This window comes from Cytobacillus sp. Hz8 (genome assembly GCF_042263505.1).
Classification (GTDB): Bacteria; Bacillota; Bacilli; order Bacillales; family Cytobacillaceae; genus Bacillus_BE.
Window position 1 is genome coordinate 129,927 of record NZ_JBHKFI010000003.1, and the last position, 16,289, is coordinate 146,215.

A 16,289-nucleotide genomic window follows, 5' to 3' on the forward strand; every position below is an offset into this window, starting at 1 on the left:
CACTTGTTAGATGGGGTAACTTTGTTAAATATGTTTAGACTATTTCTTGATAGAGACTAGGGATTTCTTCAAGATGAATTCTGGAAAAAGAGGAAACTATGAGCAAAAATGAGAATCATTTTTGCAAAAGAAAGTGAAATCTTATTTTATTCGCGAAAAATCCCTTTTCAATTCCCGTCGAAACCACTCCGTCAAATTCTACTCCATTTTTTTCCTAATCCCTATTGACCTTTGATTGAATTGCATTATAATAAAAGTGAGTAATCACTCACTATCCTTTTAAGGAGGTCACCATACAAAATGACTTCAACCATTGTTATTCATGAAATAAGTAAGAGCTTTGGAAAAAAAACGGTCTTAGATCACATTAGCTTAAAGGTTTCTCCTGGAGAGATATTTGGCTTAATTGGTCCTTCCGGTTCTGGAAAAACCACTTTAGTCAAGCTTATCGTTGGGATGGATCGCCCTTCACACGGGGATGTCAAAGTACTGGATATGTCTGTACCCAATTTGAAATTACTGCAAAGAATTGGATACATGGCGCAAGCGGATGCTTTATACAATGATTTGACAGGAGAAGAAAATCTCGCTTTCTTTTCCTCCCTTTTTAAGCTCAAAAAGGATGTTCAAAAAAAGCGAATTGCCTATGCTGCAGATTTAGTCGATCTGACCAATGATTTGAAAAAGAGAGTGCAAAATTATTCTGGTGGAATGAAACGCCGATTATCCTTGGCTATAGCATTAATACAGGATCCGGATGTATTAATCTTAGATGAACCTACCGTCGGGATTGACCCAGAATTAAGACTCTCCATTTGGGAAGAAATCACTCGGTTAAAAAACGCAGGAAAAACGATTTTAGTTACCACTCATGTAATGGATGAAGCAGAGAAATGTGACCGCCTTGCCATGCTAAGAGACGGAAAAATTATAACGAGTGGTTCACCAGCGGAATTAAAGGATCATTTTGGAATTAAAACATTAGAGGAAGTATTCCTAAAAGCTGGAGGGAAACAAGAATGAGATCGATTGCCATGGTTAGTAGAATTTTTCGACAAATGCTCCGGGATAAGCGGGCTCTTGCCCTTATGATGGTTGCGCCTTTAATCATTCTGACACTTCTTCATTATTTGTTTGATGGGGAAACTGGCACTCCGAGAATTGGTGTAAACAATCTCTCCTCCACTCTCATAGAACAATTAAAGGATAAAGATTTAAAGGTCATTCAATATGATCAATTAGATAAGGTCAAACAGACCATCAAGGATGATGATTTAGATGGCATCCTTCAATTGAAAAATGATCAATATCATATTGTACTGCAGAATGATCAACCGGCAACGGCAAAATCCATTCAAATTAAGATTCAACAAGCAATTGCCGCCGATCTGGCAAAAACGCAGGCGAAGAATTTATCTGCCTTCATGGAGAATATTCAAACTAAATTACAAGGTGTTCCATTAAAACTGGAGCAAGCAAAAGCTCCTAAATTTGATACTTCCTATATATACGGAAGCAGTGATTCCACCTTTTTTGATCAGCTGAGCCCTATTTTAGTCGGTTTCTTCGTTTTCTTTTTTGTCTTTCTTATTTCCGGTATTGCCTTATTAAGAGAACGAACCACTGGAACGCTAGATCGGTTAATGGCCACTCCTATTTTAAGAAGAGATATTGTCTTTGGTTATATTCTGGGTTACGGTATTTTTGCTGTAATTCAAACCCTAATCGTGGTCTTTTATGCTGTAAAAGTCTTAGATATCATGCTTGTTGGCTCATTATGGAATGTAGTTATCATTAATATCTTTCTCGCTCTAGTCGCATTAACACTCGGCATATTATTATCAGCATTCGCTAATTCGGAATTCCAAATGATGCAATTCATTCCCATTGCTATTATCCCGCAGATTTTCTTTGCAGGAATCCTTCCCGTCGAGGGGATGGCAACTTGGCTACAGGTAATTGCGAAATTTATGCCGATGTATTATGGAGGAGACGCCTTAGTTAGTGTCATGTATAAGGGATTAGGATTAAGCGATATTCAATATGACTTATTGATTCTATTAGGATTTGCCCTTATCTTTATTGTCTTAAATATACTTGCCTTAAAGAAATATCGGAAAATTTAACAAAAAGGCACCTGGGAATACAGCATTCGGTCACAATTCGCATTCTACTTTTACATTTGCCATTTCTGAATTAAACTAGTACTAGTGATAAAGGAGAAAAGGAGCAAGCTATGTCAGAGGAAGAATTGATGATACAACAGCTGTTTGATGAAGAAAAACTAACGGAAAAACAAAAAAAAATCATTATTGCCGCAATCGAAACATTCTCGGAAAAAGGATATGCTGCTTCTTCCACCAATGAAATTGCTAAAAAAGCGGGGGTCGCAGAAGGAACGATTTTTCGGCATTATAAAACAAAGAAGGATTTGCTTATGTCAATTGTCACCCCCTTAATGACAAGATTGATTGCCCCATTTATTGTGGATGATTTTGACAAAGTGCTTAACCGTCAATATGAACAGGTTGAAGACTTTTTAAGAGCAATCATTGAAAACCGCAGAGGTGTAATCAAAAAGATCCTTCCTGTCGTGAAGATAATGCTTCAAGAAATTCCGTTCCAGCCTGAGCTCAGAGAACAATTTATTGATTTAATTGCGAAAAGGATATTTGATCGTGTAGCCAATATTATCGAAGGCTATCAAGCGGATGGGCAATTAATCGAAATGCCCCCTGCAAGTTTGGCCAGACTCGCTATCACGAGTATCCTTGGCTATTTAGCTACTCGCTATATTCTCCTACCAGACTTGGATTGGGATGATGAGCTAGAAACGGAACGCACGATTCAATTCATTATGAACGGAATTGGTAATAAGAAAGCATAGAGAAAAGCACACTGTTTTTAAAGCAGTGTGCTTTTCCATTTAATAACCACGATAGACATACGGATCTTTCGGTTTCTCAATACTGCTCCAATTATTCACATTCAGAACAGGAATCGTTGATTTAAAAGGCTGATAATAAATTGAGGATAAGGTTCCCTTCACATGCAACCATTTATCATCAGGAATATTCTCGTCCTTTGGAAATTCAACAAGCATACCAAAAACACCTGAATCTGCAACACAATGAATAATCCCGAAGCGAAGAATAAAGACCTGTCGCTTATCAACATTTTCCCCATTAAAAGCAAAGCCGTCAAATTCAACCGTTTTTCCGAGAAAATCTCCAGGATAGCGATAAATCGTCTCCATCCCTTTTAAGAATAATTTATCATCTAAATTTAATTCCTTTTTCGCGGAGAACATTTTCAGTTCTTTAGCCATTTCCTCTTCATAGCCATCTTTTCCATAATAAATACTCGTATCTGGTCGCAAATACTGTGTTTGTGCATAGCGATCAGCCGATTCGATTTGCTGCATCGGTTTAAAGGTAAACCCCTTGGATTTTACGAGCGTAGAATCCAGCGTCGCAATCGGGAAGAAAAAACCAGAAATTAATGGGAAAATAAAAAGAAAATAAATAAACCACCGTTGAAAAAGGGGTTTATCCTTCTCATGGCCATGATCATGGCCGCAATCACAGGAAAGTTCTTCCGTATCTTCTTTATTGGATCTAATCGTGTCATACGCCTGAACAAGAAAAAGAATTCCTAATAACACTACGGCAATCTTTGAGACATAGGCATATTTCATATTGATATATTTCGAAATATTCCCTGAAGCTTGGAGGTGAAAGAAGAAATAGGTAAAAAGCATTAAAACATAGGTTCGAAACATTTCCTCCTCACACTCCTCTTATTAATAATGATCCAAGAAAAATAAAAATGACAATATATGAAATTAAGAAAAAGACAAAGCGCTTTTTAAATGCACTGAGCATCATAAGCATATTTTTAATATCCACCATCGGGCCAATAACTAAAAAGGCTACTAAAGCGCCTGTTGAAAACGTACTTCTAAAAGAAGATGCAATAAAAGCATCTGCCTCTGAACATAAAGACAAAACAAAAGATAATGCCATCATTACCAAATGGGCGGAACCTTCTGTTTGTCCAATTTGCAGCAAAGTAGCAGTTTTAATAAAGGTTTGCATTGATGCTGCGATAAAAGCTCCAATAATAACATACTTTCCAACTGAAAAAAACTCATCGACAGAGTGTCGCAGCATACCGATAAACTTTTGAAAGAAAGTTAATTTATTTGAATGATGATGGTGATGATGGTGATGCCCATGATCCTTTTCCTCTAATAGCTGGTTTTCTTTAAATTGATAAGAAATAATCACACTAATTATGATCGCTACAATTAATGCAAGCCCCCCGCGATATAAAGGCATATTCCATTGATTTCCAAAAGCAATAAACGTCGAAAATAATACAATAGGATTAATAACAGGTGCCGTCAGCATAAAAGCAATTCCGACATGTAAAGGAACCCCTTTTTGCACTAAGCGCCGAACAATTGGAATAATTCCACATTCGCAGGATGGGAAAAAGAAGCCAATCAATGCTCCATATAAAATCGCCAAAAACCGATTTTTCGGCATAACCTTCGCAATCATTTCTTCTGTAATAAACATTTGAATAAATCCCGATATGAAAACACCGATTAAGACGAATGGAAGGGCCTCTATTAAAATACTAATAAATATAGTATTCAGCTGTAGAAATGACTTAGCAAACATAATCTGCCTCACTATCTCCTGAGTATATTCTAAGATTGATTTTTTAAACCATAAAAGAAGAATAATCCCAGACCAAAAACATTTCAACTAATAACTATTAATATACAAAAACTTATAAAAATGGGATGATCTTACTAAACCATAAAAAAATGAGGGATCTAAATCTAGAATCTCCCTCATTTACCATTAGATTGCGTATTTATTTCATATTTTACCTAGCTCTTATTCAAACTCATTCCTGATAATTTTTAGTCTACCAAGTTGATGTAATACTTCTTGTGCATCTGAAAACATACCCTTAATCATTTCTTCAACGGTTGTGATTTCATTGCACATACCGCTAATTTGCCCTGCCATTACGGACCCTTGCTCGATATCACCCTCATATACTGCTTTCCGTAAAGAACCTAAGGTCAATTTCTCCAATTCATTGCGGGATACGTTTTGCCTTTCAAGCGTTAGGAATTCAGTGACCATTTGATTTTTAATGCTCCTAACTGGACCCCCAATACTTCGTCCTGTAACAATAGTACTCCTATCGTCTGCTTTAAGGACTGCTTGCTTATAATTTTCATGGGTTGGGCATTCCTTTGTTGTTAAGAATCGGGTCCCCACTTGAACACCCTGTGCTCCTAATGCGAATGCAGCAGCAACTCCCCGTCCATCAGCAATCCCTCCTGCCGCGATAACGGGAATGGATACGGCACTAGCCACTTGCGGCAATAAGGCCATTGTAGTTGTTTCACCAACGTGACCACCTGCTTCCGTCCCCTCAGCAACGATAGCCGCAACTCCCAAAGCCTCCATTTTCTTAGCAATTTTTACAGATGGGATAACCGGTATCACCAGAATCCCGTTCCTTTTAAACGTATCCATATATGGAGCAGGAGTACCTGCCCCCGTTGTCACAATTTTCACTTTCTCTTGTACAATCACTTCTATAAGCTCAGGAATATTGTGCATCATAAGCATTAAGTTAACGGCAAATGGCTTATCTGTCATTTGCCTTGTTTTGCGAATTTCTGCCTGCAATTCTTCTGCCGTTAAACCACCTGAAGCGAGAATACCTAGCCCTCCAGCGTTAGAAACGGCACTGACAAGAGGAGCAAAAGCTATTTGTGCCATGGCTCCTTGGAAAATGGGATACCGAATCCCCAATAATTTTGCTATACTCATGACTTTCCTCCAGTTGAACATGATGAATTACAAATATAAATATAGCACTGGGAGGAACATTTATCAGATCGGCTTTATTACTATTTATCAACAATCTTCAACCACTATTTTCACCATTTTTTTCATAAAATATAAGTCTTTAAAAATGGGGAAGGAATATTAACAAAAATATCGTTAGATTTTCTTACACATTTAGTGACGCACCTTTCCATCTCCTCTAAAATGAATATACAAATTCAGCCATTTATTTGATCATGAAGATATATTTAAGGAGGGACTAACAATGGTACACACAAAAGAACTGCAATTGGCCCGCCAAATCATTCAATTGGATATAAAAAGAGATGAACTTTTTGAAGAACTAAGCACCCTTTTAGGTTCACAAGCATACGACTTACTAAGAACCATTCAGAATCATTATGGCGCACAGGAGGGAAGACAATAGTATGTCTCATATAAGGAAAGCCGTGGAAGAACTTCGACAGTATTACATCAGAAAGCTGTTTGATGCCGGTGTTTTTCAACATTCCGATCAAGCCCCTTATTCACTGACACTTACTGAACTTCAAAATTTATATAAACGAAATCGCTAATGAGCCACCTCTTAGGGTGGTTTTTCTCCTTTTCGAGGAGAAAACCGTAATTTATGTTAGAAAATCTCACACAAAAATTGAGAATTATCATAAATCATAGGATAATTAATTATGAATATCCCATTTTCTCTCATAAAATAAAGCGAATAAAATCTAACAAGGAGGAGGAGAAATGTCATCTTATAAAGATAAAAAAGTTATTACGATCGGAATTGTCAGTGAATTAACGGGATTATCCGAAAGGAAAATTCGCTATTATGAAGAACGAGGCTTGATATTCCCTGAAAGAACAAAGCGTGGCACAAGAAAGTATTCCTTTACTGATATCGAGCTTCTTTTAAAAATTGCGGACAAACGAGAGGAAGGCATTCAAACTTATGAAATCAAGAAGGATTTTATCAATGAAACCAAAAAGAAAGATATTCGTGATCAAATGATCCGCGGTCAATTAAACGCTCATTTCAATATACGAAAATAATGTCTTCCAATCATAAAAATAATTTCTCTGCTTTACACACTTTATATCAAATCCTTTTTAATAACTATAAAGGAAAAAGGAAAGCGCGCCCTTTTCCTTTATAGTGATATACATAGACTATTTTTCAAGTTGTAGAGAAATAGCGTTTTTAGAATATGTTGCATAGCTTACCACAACAAAAACAAGCAAGGAAAGCAAAATGGGAAGCACCACGGTATTCAACCCAAGGGCATTGGGATAAAAACGATCAAATAAAATATACGAAATCATGCCAACTAACATGGATGTAATCGCTCCATATTTATTTCCTTTACTCCAATACAGGCCAAATATTACTGGCCAAATAAAGACTGATTCCAATCCACCAAAGGAGAAAAGATTTAACCAAATAATTAAATCAGGTGGACTCAATGCCAGAAGAATAACTAAAACCCCAATCAAAGCGGTCACACTAAAGCTGACCTTTTTCACATGACTTTCCTTCGCATGAGGCTTGATAAAATTAATATAAATATCCTTCACAATCGCTGAACTCACCAAAATCAACAGCGCATCCACCGTTGACATAATTGCAGCCATTGGGGCAGCTAAGACAATTCCCGCAGCAAATGGCGGCAAGACCTTCATTGATAATAAAGGCATAACCGTATCCCCAATTTTGACTCCAGGAAGTACAGGTCTTGCAAACACACCAATCAGATGCATCCCGAGCATGATAAAACCAACAACGATCGTCCCAATTATGATAGCCATATGCATGGCTTTTGAATTTTTATAAGACATAGCCCGAACGGTTATTTGTGGAAGGCCGACTACACCAATCCCCACCAAAATCCAAAAGGATGAAACATATCGAGGGGTTAGATCATGAGCAGCCCCAAAAGGACTAATTAAATTGGGATTTTCTGCTCGTAAGCTTGATATGATATGGGGAATTCCACCACCCGCTTTTATCGTAGCAATGAGCAAAATTAACGTCCCAACAAACATAACCACACCCTGAACTGCATCCGTCACGGCAACCGCACGAAAACCACCGACAATGACAAACACAAGAACCGAAATCGCGAAAATCAATAATGCCGTCACATATGAAAGACCCGTTAAGGATTCCACTAACCGAGCCCCGCCAATCCATTGAGCTGTCATCGATGAAAAAAGAAAAATAATAATACTGGCAGCTGAGATTAACACCACTGCATTACTTTGATATCGTCCTTTCAAAAAGTCAATTAACGTTATCGCCTCATATTTACGAGCCACAATGGCGAATTTCTTCCCTAATACCATGAGAACAAAATAGCCTGTAGCAAGTTGTGCCATAGCCAATAGAACCCAGCCCAATCCTTGCGTGTAGGCAACCCCTGGACCACCGATGAAACTGCTTGCGCTCCCATAGGTAGCAACCATGGTCATTGCCAAAATAAAGCCACCTAATTGTCGTTCTCCTAGAAAATATTCCTGCAAAAAAGAATTAGATTGAATAACAAATTTATTAGACCAAAAACCAACTATAAAAATCACAATTAAAAAGATGACTAAAGGAGCAATAACGGCCCAATTCATTTGGAATCCTCCTGTTCATCCTCAAAAGGTACCTCTTTAAATAAAAACTTCACACAGAGTGTTACAAGTATAACCATAAAAATAAATCCAACTACACAGCTATAGAAAAACCACGCAGGTAACCCCATTATGTATGTATAATCATCTACTTTTCTAGATCCAAGCCCGTAAGCAAATCCATACCACCATACAAAATTGATAATCACAAGTACGATTCCAATCAGAGCTTCCCGATGGGCTACCTTAAATCGCCTATCTACTTCCTTCACTGTCTTTTTCAACAGTATTCCTCCTTGCCACACAAGATTTGTTTCTATTTATCCCACTCTTAACGGACATTTTGACTCCCACTTCAAGATTCTGAGAATACGAAGAAGATAAGCGGGAGATCAACTGTCCGTAAAGGTCCGACGACGGACAGGATGTCCTAGTCAGGCGAAAGCCACAGGACGTGGCGTCCCTTGAGCGTGATAAGTGAAATAAGATTTTTCTTTGGGCTTCAGCCCTTAGAAAAATCAATCAGGCTTTGCGTGACTAACCATCAGTGGGGGATGAACGGCAGACTAAAAGCGCGACGTCTGCACTAGCACGTCCTGTGCGTCGAAAACCCCCACTGATGGAAGTTTCACTTTATTGATCATACTAAATTTTTCATGCGGACAAAAGTCATTTATTTTTCGGCAAATCTCATACTTCTTCCTTCTCTTTTCAAATAAACCTATGATATTTATCATAAAAAAAAATCTGAATAAAGATTCAGATTTTCAAAAAAACGTGAACGATCCATCCACCGATTCACTCTTTTCTATTCACCAATCACTCTTCTGATTCCTTTTCAACCGCACGTCTGAAATGGGTAGCGTTTACCCAGTGATAAAGAATCAAGGTCACTGGTTGAACAAGAAGATAAGTGAGAAATGACCATTTATAATGCCAGTCGATATAATGGAAAAAATCAAAATATACAGCAAAATACTCAAAACCTACTCCAATCGAGGACCATACTAGCACATACACAGCTTTCGCCCAAATCCCTTTAAGATTCATCCAAGAGTAAATATAAATAAAGAAATAAGCTGAGAATCCATAGAGAGAATACGTAAATAAATCAAACCATTCGAACTGCCCACTGTCCATCACATCATAATGGTCAAACGGATCGACTGAACCCAATAAATGATCAGAAAATCGAGAAAAGGACAATCCAATCATAAAAACAACAACACTTACGATGGTTGGCAGACGTCGTGGCAAAAGAAAAATCAGAATAAGCATACTAAGCCCAGAAATAATAGCAAACCATTCATTTTGATCAAACTTCTCCGGTCCGTACATTAAGAGTATCTCCCTTTTATCCATAATGATTGAAAAATATGATGAGAGATATACAGAAAAGCAAAGAATCCCAGCCAGGTCATCATCGATTTCCCCATGCTCCATTGATCATATTGGAAAGCTTGAACCCAATTTCTTAGAATTGTTTCAACTCCCAGCAAGAGCAGGAACATGATAACGGTCATGACCAACTTATTCCTTACTGATTTCCTCGTAGAGATTCTATCCAAAAAGGTCAATAGCAATACAGGTATAATTACGAACTCTGTAAGTCGCAATGAATAATAGTCGCTAACTTTATTGGAAATCGAAAACAAATGATGGTGGGTACCAACATCAAATAAGGTTGTAAAAACAAATAAAATCAATAACCAAAAGAAGAGATATTCGAAGATGATTAAATGCTTGTTTAATTTCATAAATAGAACCAGAATAATCACTGCCAAAGCACCTATTAAGGCAAATGTCATGAATCATCACAACCTATTGGAATAGATAAAAATCAGTATGTCCTTTAGATTGCGATACCATTCCATTTTTGAAATAACTTTTTCTAACAAGGCATTATCAAATAATCCATTGTTCACTTATCAAAAGAGAACGCCAACTCTTTTAAACACTTACATTTTATTAACTCAGCTTAAATCTTTTGACAATCTTGTTCAGTGATTGAGACTGATCTAGAAGAAGTTTTGCATTTTCCGCTAGCTGGTGAATGCCCCCCACCTTTTCCTCCATTGTTGCTGCTGCCTTCGACATTGAATCGGTAAATTGTTCGGAAATCGTAGTTAGGTTTCCAATTATTTTTTCAATTTCACTAAAATCTGTTGTTAGCTGTTCCGCCAAGTGATAATTCGAAATGACCTGTTGTTGTGCTTGATCCGCCGCTTCTTTCATTTCATCAATCGCTTGACCTGCCACCTTCCCAACATCTTTCCCCCGTTTGATAGCATTCATGCTTGTAGAAGCTTTTTTTCCTGCGTCTAATGCCTGATACTGAATTTGTTGTAATGCTTCCAAAATCTCAGAAGCAAATGCAGATGTGCTTTCCGCCAGCTTTCTCACCTCACTCGCCACAATAGCAAATCCTTTTCCTCCTGCACCTGCACGAGAGGCTTCAATCGATGCATTAAGAGCAAGCATATTAGTTTGTCGTGCAATATTGGTGATAGCTGAAACCTTATGCATAATATGATTCACTCCATCGGAAACTTGGATGATGGTTTGAACAGAATCATCAACTGTCATTTCTATGCGATTCATTTCCTCCTCTGAATCATCAATAGCCTTTTGACCACGCTTAGATGCGTCTGCAACCATTTTCGATAGCCTCCTGGCTTCATCGGTATTCTTCTGCATTTGATTCACTTCGGTCATCATCTGACCAATCATCGTATAAAATTCCTCTAATGAAGCTAATTGTTCCTCTGTTCCCTCACGAAATTTCTGCATCATGGCTGACATTTCCGTAAACGTTTGCGACAATTGTCTGGATTCATAAGCTTGATGCTCACTTACCTCCTGCGTAACCAACGCTGATTTCGCTAATTCTTGAACAATATCTCTCGTACCGATAATGATTTTATTTAATTCATATCCCATCTGTGCAAATTGATTTCTTCCTTTGCTTGGAGCCATGATATTTAAATGACCAGCAGAGATACTACGTGTAACTTGATACCATTCATTTAATCGCCTGCGTATTTGATTGTAAAAAACAGTGGCTCCACCAATACCGATAACCAATGAAAGGAGCGGAATCCAAAAAATAAGCTGCCCTTCCCCACCAAGAATCCGTCCAAGGAAAACTGTAAATAAGGAAGGCAAGATCCCTAGTCCAAAAATAAAAGGGACTAAAAAAGGGCGATGAACAATTCGTCCCATTCGCAAATTATACTGTCTGCCATCAGGCATTTGAATAACCAGACATGAAGCATCGATTAAAATCTCTCCCGTGTTACGAGCGTACATTTGTAATAATGGTTCCTTTGTATTTGCTGACTTCAACCCTACCTCATCTTGAAAAAGGGTGCCTTCCCGCAAACGATTCGTATGAATTAATCCTCTCCCCTCTCTATTAACGAAAACGAAATATTCATCCTGACCTAATTCCTCATCCATGATCACTCTAATTTCTTCCATACATTTATCAACTGATCCATGCCGTTTGATTTGTTGCTCAATTTTTTGGGCAACACGTTCAACCTTACTCTTAGCAGCATAGGCATTTCTTGACTGTAATCTATTTTTCACTCATCTCCCCCCATTCTTATCACATAAATAGAATAATTCTCCAGTTGAGCCGTTTTCCCTTCCCTGCAAGCTGACATTTTAATGAATATTTTGACAATATTCGCTTAAGCCCCACCCTTGTGTAAAAATAATAATAAAGTAAAAAAATGGAATAAATATTTTACAATATCTATCTCACTGTTAAAAATAAAAATATAAATAATTTTCATTCTCTCAATCCTGTGCCTAAATATCACCATCACGTTGCAAAAATTAAACAATTTATTAAAGAAATGAAATAAGACATTGCAAAAAATTCTGAAATATCATAATATAAAAATATTATTCTAGACGAGTACAAAATATTGTTTTACAATAATATTCATCCGTACTTAATCTATTAGGAGCCGACACGAATCTACAAATACATGTGTCAGAAAAATCAGAAAAAGGAGATTGTCGCAGTGAAAAAGAAACTTACTAAAATTTTCGTGGCTTCATCATTACTAACTGGTATTTTAGCCGGCTGTTCAGGAGCAAATAGCAGCTCTGGAGGAGGCGGTGATAAGATTAAAATCGGAGTAAACCTAGAACTTTCCGGCAATGTCGCTTCTTACGGGGAATCCCTTTCTCAAGGAATTGATTTAGCCGTGAACGAAATCAATAAAAGCGGTGGCGTTGACGGAAAGAAATTTGATGTCGTCAAGGTTGATAATAAATCAGATGCAGCAGAAGCAACAAATGGTGCGATTAAACTAACAAGTCAGGATAAAGTAACGGCAATTATTGGGGCGGCAACAAGTGGAAATACAGTGGCTCAAGCCCAAATTGCGAATGATAATAAAACCGTTTTATTAACTCCTTCTGGAACTGCACCAAACGTAACCGTTGGAGATAATGGAAAATTAAACGAATATGTTTTCCGTACATCCTTCATTGATCCGTTCCAGGGTACAGTTGCTGCTAATTTTGCCTATAATACATTAAAAATTAAAAAGGCGGCTATTTTTGCTGATAGTGCAAGTGATTATGCTAAGGGTCTAGCCGCTTCCTTTAAGAAAACTTTCGAGGCTGCTGGTGGAGAGGTTGTAGCAGAAGAGGCATATATGGCCAAGGATACAGATTTCCGTTCTACCTTAACCCGAATCAAATCTAAAAAACCTGAATATGTCTTTATCCCTGGATATTATGAAGAGGTTGGATTAATTATTAAACAAGCTCGTGAATTAGGACTGAATGTGCCATTTATGGGTGCTGATGGTTGGGATTCTCCTAAGCTAGTAGAATTAGCTGGAGCAAAAGCCCTTAATAATACGTATATTACGAACCATTATTCTTCTGAGGACCCCGATAAAAATATTCAGAAATTTGTGACAGCATTCAAAGAAAAGAATGACGGAGCTTCACCTAATGCCTTTAATGCCCTTGGTTATGACACCGTTTATCTTTTAGCAGACGCAATCAAACGTGCTGGTAGCACCGATCCAAGCAAAATTAAAGATGCCCTTGCCAAAACAAAGGATCTATCTCTTGTAACAGGAGTCATTTCTATTGATAAGGATCACAATCCGATTAAATCTGCAACGGTTCTAGAATATAAAGACGGAAAACAAGTATTTAACACCAAGGTTAATCCGGAATAACATCCATGAAGTGAAATGGGGAAATAAAAACCCCATTTCACTATTTTTTTGTCCCACTCTTAACGGACATTTTGACTCCCACTTCAAGATTCTGAGAATACGAAGAAGATAAGTGGGAGATCAACTGTCCGTAAAGGTCCGACGACGGACAGGAGGTCCTAGTCAGGCGAAGCCACAGGACGTGGCGTTATGAGCGTGATAAGTGAAATAAGATTTTTCTTTGGGCTTCAGCCCTTAGAAAAATCAATCAGGCTCTGCGTGACTAACCATCGGTGGGGGATGAATGACAGACTAAAAGCGCGTCCTGTCGCAACGTCTGCACTAACACGTCCTGTGCGTCGAAAACCCCCACTGATGGAAGTTTCACTTTATCATCTATGTTTTTTCTTTTTTACTTGATCTTTTTTCAAATGAACCTCGTATGAAAATTGAACTGGGTTTTTATCATCTACTGGTGCAGCATATGTGGTAATCATATAATTCTTTCCATCTTGAAAAGCCTGTCTTAAGCTTAAAGCATCCTTATCCGTCACATTAAATGGATCAACGGTAATGACCTTGTAATTCGTCTTTTCCCCGTTCTTGTTTCCCACCTCTTTTTCGTTTATAAAGGTAACAGTGTAATTCACGTATTGGCTGAATATTTCATTCAAGGATTTGAAAGCATCAGTTGAATCTCCATGATCCGCAAACCCGATCTCTGGTATTTCAATATTATCAATAAACCAACCGGAATCATTATAGCCCCAATCCGTCAAATAACGGAAGGAGATTAATATCTTCTTTCCGGCATAAGCACTTAAATCAAATGTTTCTTTTTGCCAATCAGCGAAATGTCCTGTAAAACCCGGAACATTTTCTTGAATTTTCGGATAGCCGCTTGGGTCGACATCACTCCGTGTATGTTCATTTTCTAAGCTTACCCAGGTTTTCCCGCCGTCAGAAGAAACTTGAACGACACCGAAATCCCATTGCTCTTCAATATCAACAAACTGATCAAATTTCAAGGTTGCATTATCGACTGCTGAAAGATCGGCTTCTAGCACCACGGAATTATCTGCCTCATCCCCCTCATTTCCCCATAATACTTTATTGCTTGCATCTTTCGGATCCACAATAGACTTCCAAGGAGTTGGGAGAAAATCAACGCCATCAAAAGAGATACTCCGAATTTTATCCTTAAAATCTAAGGCCTTAAAATCCCCTCCCCATGCCGGAACTCCTTCTTTTTCATATTCTAGTGCCTTATCATAATTGATGGTCATTCCCCGTTTCGTTCCATTATTATCGACAGCAAGGTCACGAAGATCGATATGATCGATATCAAACACACCATTGCCAACACGATCACTATCTATTGCAACGGCAGTAATAAAGTTTTGATATAGTTTCGTAAAATCGAGTTTTGATTTATGAGCTTTAAGCACCTCATTAATGCTATTAATTCCTTGTTCTTTATTTAAGGCAAGGTCACGGATGAAATCATTCCCTAATTGATCATACATATATAATACGAATAAATAGACTTGTCCGTAGTCAGCAATGGTTTCAGGCCCTGTAGCAGCTGAGTAATGATCATCCCAATTAACTAGAGAGTTTTCCGGATGGTCGAGATAGAAATTTATCGAACCCTCATCATGTCCATATCCTCCAAGAAATTCTGCAAAAGTTGACATTCCCTCATTCAGCCATGTTTCCTCCGCACTATCATGATCCGCGTGAATCAGGTGCTGAAGCTCATGAATAGTTGTCCCAAAGAACGTTGATTCTAATCGCGTATCCCAACTGTTGGTATCAACCGTAATAATATTTCTATCAATATAGTTTTCTAGTGTCTGCCAATAGAATCCCGCCACAAAAAAAGGATAGGTAGGATCATCATAATTTTCATCCTGGATATTATCAACAAGCATAATGACCTTGTCACTTCCTTCATAGTAGCCTGCTGGAACATTCACTCCTGCTAGGGGAGATTTTGAACCATCATGAACATCCGGTGTGCCAAAGAATGATGTTGCTTTTGGGTAAATGTTGCCGTCAAATTCATCCCGCAGCTTATCCACCTGTTCCTGAGTCACTACTTGTGGAGGTCGAGGATCACCCTTTGGGAAGGACAAATCATCCGCTACCCACACCTCTATGTTTTCCCCTACGCTTCGGAGAGTAAAGGACTTAAATGCTAGATTTCGATTTAAAAAATATTTTGTTGGCCCATTATATGTAAATTGGCTGCTATTTGCTGCAGTATTCGTTCCTTCCTCTTCATCAAATTGAATATGTTTAGCTTCCTCCTCAATTTTCTTATCCGCTTGATGCAAAAATGAAGAATCATTGGAAAGTTGATTCAACTGACCATCAATATCTATTCGGTCCCCATACCTCTCCACATTCCAATTCTGAGCGGTAATTGCTTTGGCTTTTGATTCTCCTAGTAAAGGTGACCCTATAAGAGAAAGAGTGATAACACTTGCAGATAGAATAGCTAGTAGTTTTTTCTTTTTCAAAAGTTTATTCTCCTTTCGAACTTACTATATTTAGAAATAATAGTAACATAGGGAAAATTCAGAATAAACAAAGA

General features: G+C 37.9%; 16 protein-coding genes. 7 read left to right on the forward strand and 9 right to left on the reverse strand.

What is annotated here, in order from left to right; translation table 11 throughout:
• Positions 1–300: 300 nt before the first annotated feature.
• The 3 genes from ACE38V_RS05790 to ACE38V_RS05800 all read left to right on the forward strand — a co-directional run bounded on the left by ACE38V_RS05790 (position 301) and on the right by ACE38V_RS05800 (position 2,887).
• Entirely contained in the window at positions 301–1,023 is a 723-nt protein-coding gene (locus tag ACE38V_RS05790; RefSeq protein ID WP_375840258.1) for an ABC transporter ATP-binding protein, read from the forward strand.
• Positions 1,020–2,126, forward strand: a complete 1,107-nt coding sequence (locus tag ACE38V_RS05795; RefSeq protein WP_375840259.1) for an ABC transporter permease — start codon at positions 1,020–1,022, stop codon at positions 2,124–2,126. The genes ACE38V_RS05790 and ACE38V_RS05795 overlap by 4 nt, the downstream gene beginning before the upstream one ends.
• 110 nt (positions 2,127–2,236) lie before the next feature.
• On the forward strand, positions 2,237–2,887 hold the full coding sequence (locus ACE38V_RS05800; RefSeq protein ID WP_375840260.1) for a TetR/AcrR family transcriptional regulator: 651 nt from the start codon (positions 2,237–2,239) through the stop codon (positions 2,885–2,887).
• A 39-nt stretch (positions 2,888–2,926) separates the two neighbouring features.
• On the opposite strand, the gene ACE38V_RS05805 is transcribed toward ACE38V_RS05800, so the two are convergent.
• From ACE38V_RS05805 to ACE38V_RS05815, 3 genes are all read right to left on the reverse strand, one after another.
• Complete coding sequence (locus ACE38V_RS05805; RefSeq protein WP_375840261.1) at positions 2,927–3,781, reverse strand: TIGR03943 family putative permease subunit; 855 nt, start codon at positions 3,779–3,781, stop codon at positions 2,927–2,929.
• A gap of 7 nt (positions 3,782–3,788) precedes the next feature.
• Positions 3,789–4,688: a permease gene (locus ACE38V_RS05810; RefSeq protein ID WP_375840262.1), complete on the reverse strand. Its 900-nt coding sequence runs from the start codon at positions 4,686–4,688 to the stop codon at positions 3,789–3,791.
• 222 nt (positions 4,689–4,910) lie between these two features.
• Entirely contained in the window at positions 4,911–5,864 is a 954-nt protein-coding gene (locus ACE38V_RS05815; RefSeq protein WP_375840263.1) for a DUF561 domain-containing protein, read from the reverse strand.
• Positions 5,865–6,147: 283 nt separating this feature from the next.
• On the opposite strand from ACE38V_RS05815, the gene ACE38V_RS05820 reads away from it, so the two are divergent.
• The 3 genes from ACE38V_RS05820 to ACE38V_RS05830 all read left to right on the forward strand — a co-directional run bounded on the left by ACE38V_RS05820 (position 6,148) and on the right by ACE38V_RS05830 (position 6,935).
• A complete protein-coding gene (locus ACE38V_RS05820; RefSeq protein ID WP_375840264.1) occupies positions 6,148–6,309 on the forward strand; it encodes a hypothetical protein in 162 nt (53 codons plus the stop codon).
• Position 6,310: 1 nt separating this feature from the next.
• Positions 6,311–6,457 carry a Fur-regulated basic protein FbpA gene (locus ACE38V_RS05825; protein ID WP_375840265.1) on the forward strand — a complete coding sequence of 49 codons (147 nt, stop codon included), beginning with the start codon at positions 6,311–6,313 and terminating at the stop codon, positions 6,455–6,457.
• 172 nt (positions 6,458–6,629) lie between these two features.
• Positions 6,630–6,935: a MerR family transcriptional regulator gene (locus tag ACE38V_RS05830; RefSeq protein ID WP_375840266.1), complete on the forward strand. Its 306-nt coding sequence runs from the start codon at positions 6,630–6,632 to the stop codon at positions 6,933–6,935.
• A gap of 117 nt (positions 6,936–7,052) precedes the next feature.
• Here ACE38V_RS05830 and panF read toward each other — a convergent pair whose 3' ends face one another.
• From panF to ACE38V_RS05855, 5 genes are all read right to left on the reverse strand, one after another.
• Positions 7,053–8,501, reverse strand: coding sequence for a sodium/pantothenate symporter (gene panF / locus ACE38V_RS05835; RefSeq protein ID WP_375840267.1), 1,449 nt, complete (start codon positions 8,499–8,501; stop codon positions 7,053–7,055).
• Positions 8,498–8,782, reverse strand: coding sequence for a YhdT family protein (locus tag ACE38V_RS05840; protein WP_375840268.1), 285 nt, complete (start codon positions 8,780–8,782; stop codon positions 8,498–8,500). Before ACE38V_RS05840 ends, panF begins: the two co-directional genes overlap by 4 nt.
• A gap of 535 nt (positions 8,783–9,317) precedes the next feature.
• Positions 9,318–9,836 carry a hypothetical protein gene (locus tag ACE38V_RS05845; protein WP_375840269.1) on the reverse strand — a complete coding sequence of 173 codons (519 nt, stop codon included), beginning with the start codon at positions 9,834–9,836 and terminating at the stop codon, positions 9,318–9,320.
• Positions 9,836–10,306, reverse strand: coding sequence for a hypothetical protein (locus ACE38V_RS05850; protein WP_375840270.1), 471 nt, complete (start codon positions 10,304–10,306; stop codon positions 9,836–9,838). Before ACE38V_RS05850 ends, ACE38V_RS05845 begins: the two co-directional genes overlap by 1 nt.
• 160 nt (positions 10,307–10,466) lie before the next feature.
• A complete protein-coding gene (locus ACE38V_RS05855) occupies positions 10,467–12,089 on the reverse strand; it encodes a methyl-accepting chemotaxis protein (protein WP_375840271.1) in 1,623 nt (540 codons plus the stop codon).
• Between the two features lie 443 nt (positions 12,090–12,532).
• Here ACE38V_RS05855 and ACE38V_RS05860 point away from each other — a divergent pair, with 443 nt between their 5' ends.
• Positions 12,533–13,711 (forward strand): ABC transporter substrate-binding protein, encoded by a 1,179-nt coding sequence (locus ACE38V_RS05860; protein WP_375840272.1) that lies wholly within the window; start codon positions 12,533–12,535, stop codon positions 13,709–13,711.
• 371 nt (positions 13,712–14,082) lie between these two features.
• Here the strand turns inward: ACE38V_RS05860 and ACE38V_RS05865 are convergent, their stop codons facing one another.
• Positions 14,083–16,215 (reverse strand): peptidase M6, encoded by a 2,133-nt coding sequence (locus ACE38V_RS05865; protein WP_375840273.1) that lies wholly within the window; start codon positions 16,213–16,215, stop codon positions 14,083–14,085.
• Positions 16,216–16,289: the final 74 nt, after the last annotated feature.

Coding starts and splice junctions, on each gene's coding strand:
- ACE38V_RS05845 (WP_375840269.1), bottom strand. CDS start 9,836: ATGTACGGACCGGAGAAGTTTGATCAAAATGAATGGTTTGCTATTATT.
- ACE38V_RS05820 (WP_375840264.1), top strand. CDS start 6,148: ATGGTACACACAAAAGAACTGCAATTGGCCCGCCAAATCATTCAATTG.
- ACE38V_RS05810 (WP_375840262.1), bottom strand. CDS start 4,688: ATGTTTGCTAAGTCATTTCTACAGCTGAATACTATATTTATTAGTATT.
- ACE38V_RS05815 (WP_375840263.1), bottom strand. CDS start 5,864: ATGAGTATAGCAAAATTATTGGGGATTCGGTATCCCATTTTCCAAGGA.
- ACE38V_RS05830 (WP_375840266.1), top strand. CDS start 6,630: ATGTCATCTTATAAAGATAAAAAAGTTATTACGATCGGAATTGTCAGT.
- ACE38V_RS05805 (WP_375840261.1), bottom strand. CDS start 3,781: ATGTTTCGAACCTATGTTTTAATGCTTTTTACCTATTTCTTCTTTCAC.
- ACE38V_RS05850 (WP_375840270.1), bottom strand. CDS start 10,306: ATGACATTTGCCTTAATAGGTGCTTTGGCAGTGATTATTCTGGTTCTA.
- ACE38V_RS05825 (WP_375840265.1), top strand. CDS start 6,311: ATGTCTCATATAAGGAAAGCCGTGGAAGAACTTCGACAGTATTACATC.
- ACE38V_RS05790 (WP_375840258.1), top strand. CDS start 301: ATGACTTCAACCATTGTTATTCATGAAATAAGTAAGAGCTTTGGAAAA.
- ACE38V_RS05800 (WP_375840260.1), top strand. CDS start 2,237: ATGTCAGAGGAAGAATTGATGATACAACAGCTGTTTGATGAAGAAAAA.
- ACE38V_RS05795 (WP_375840259.1), top strand. CDS start 1,020: ATGAGATCGATTGCCATGGTTAGTAGAATTTTTCGACAAATGCTCCGG.
- panF (WP_375840267.1), bottom strand. CDS start 8,501: ATGAATTGGGCCGTTATTGCTCCTTTAGTCATCTTTTTAATTGTGATT.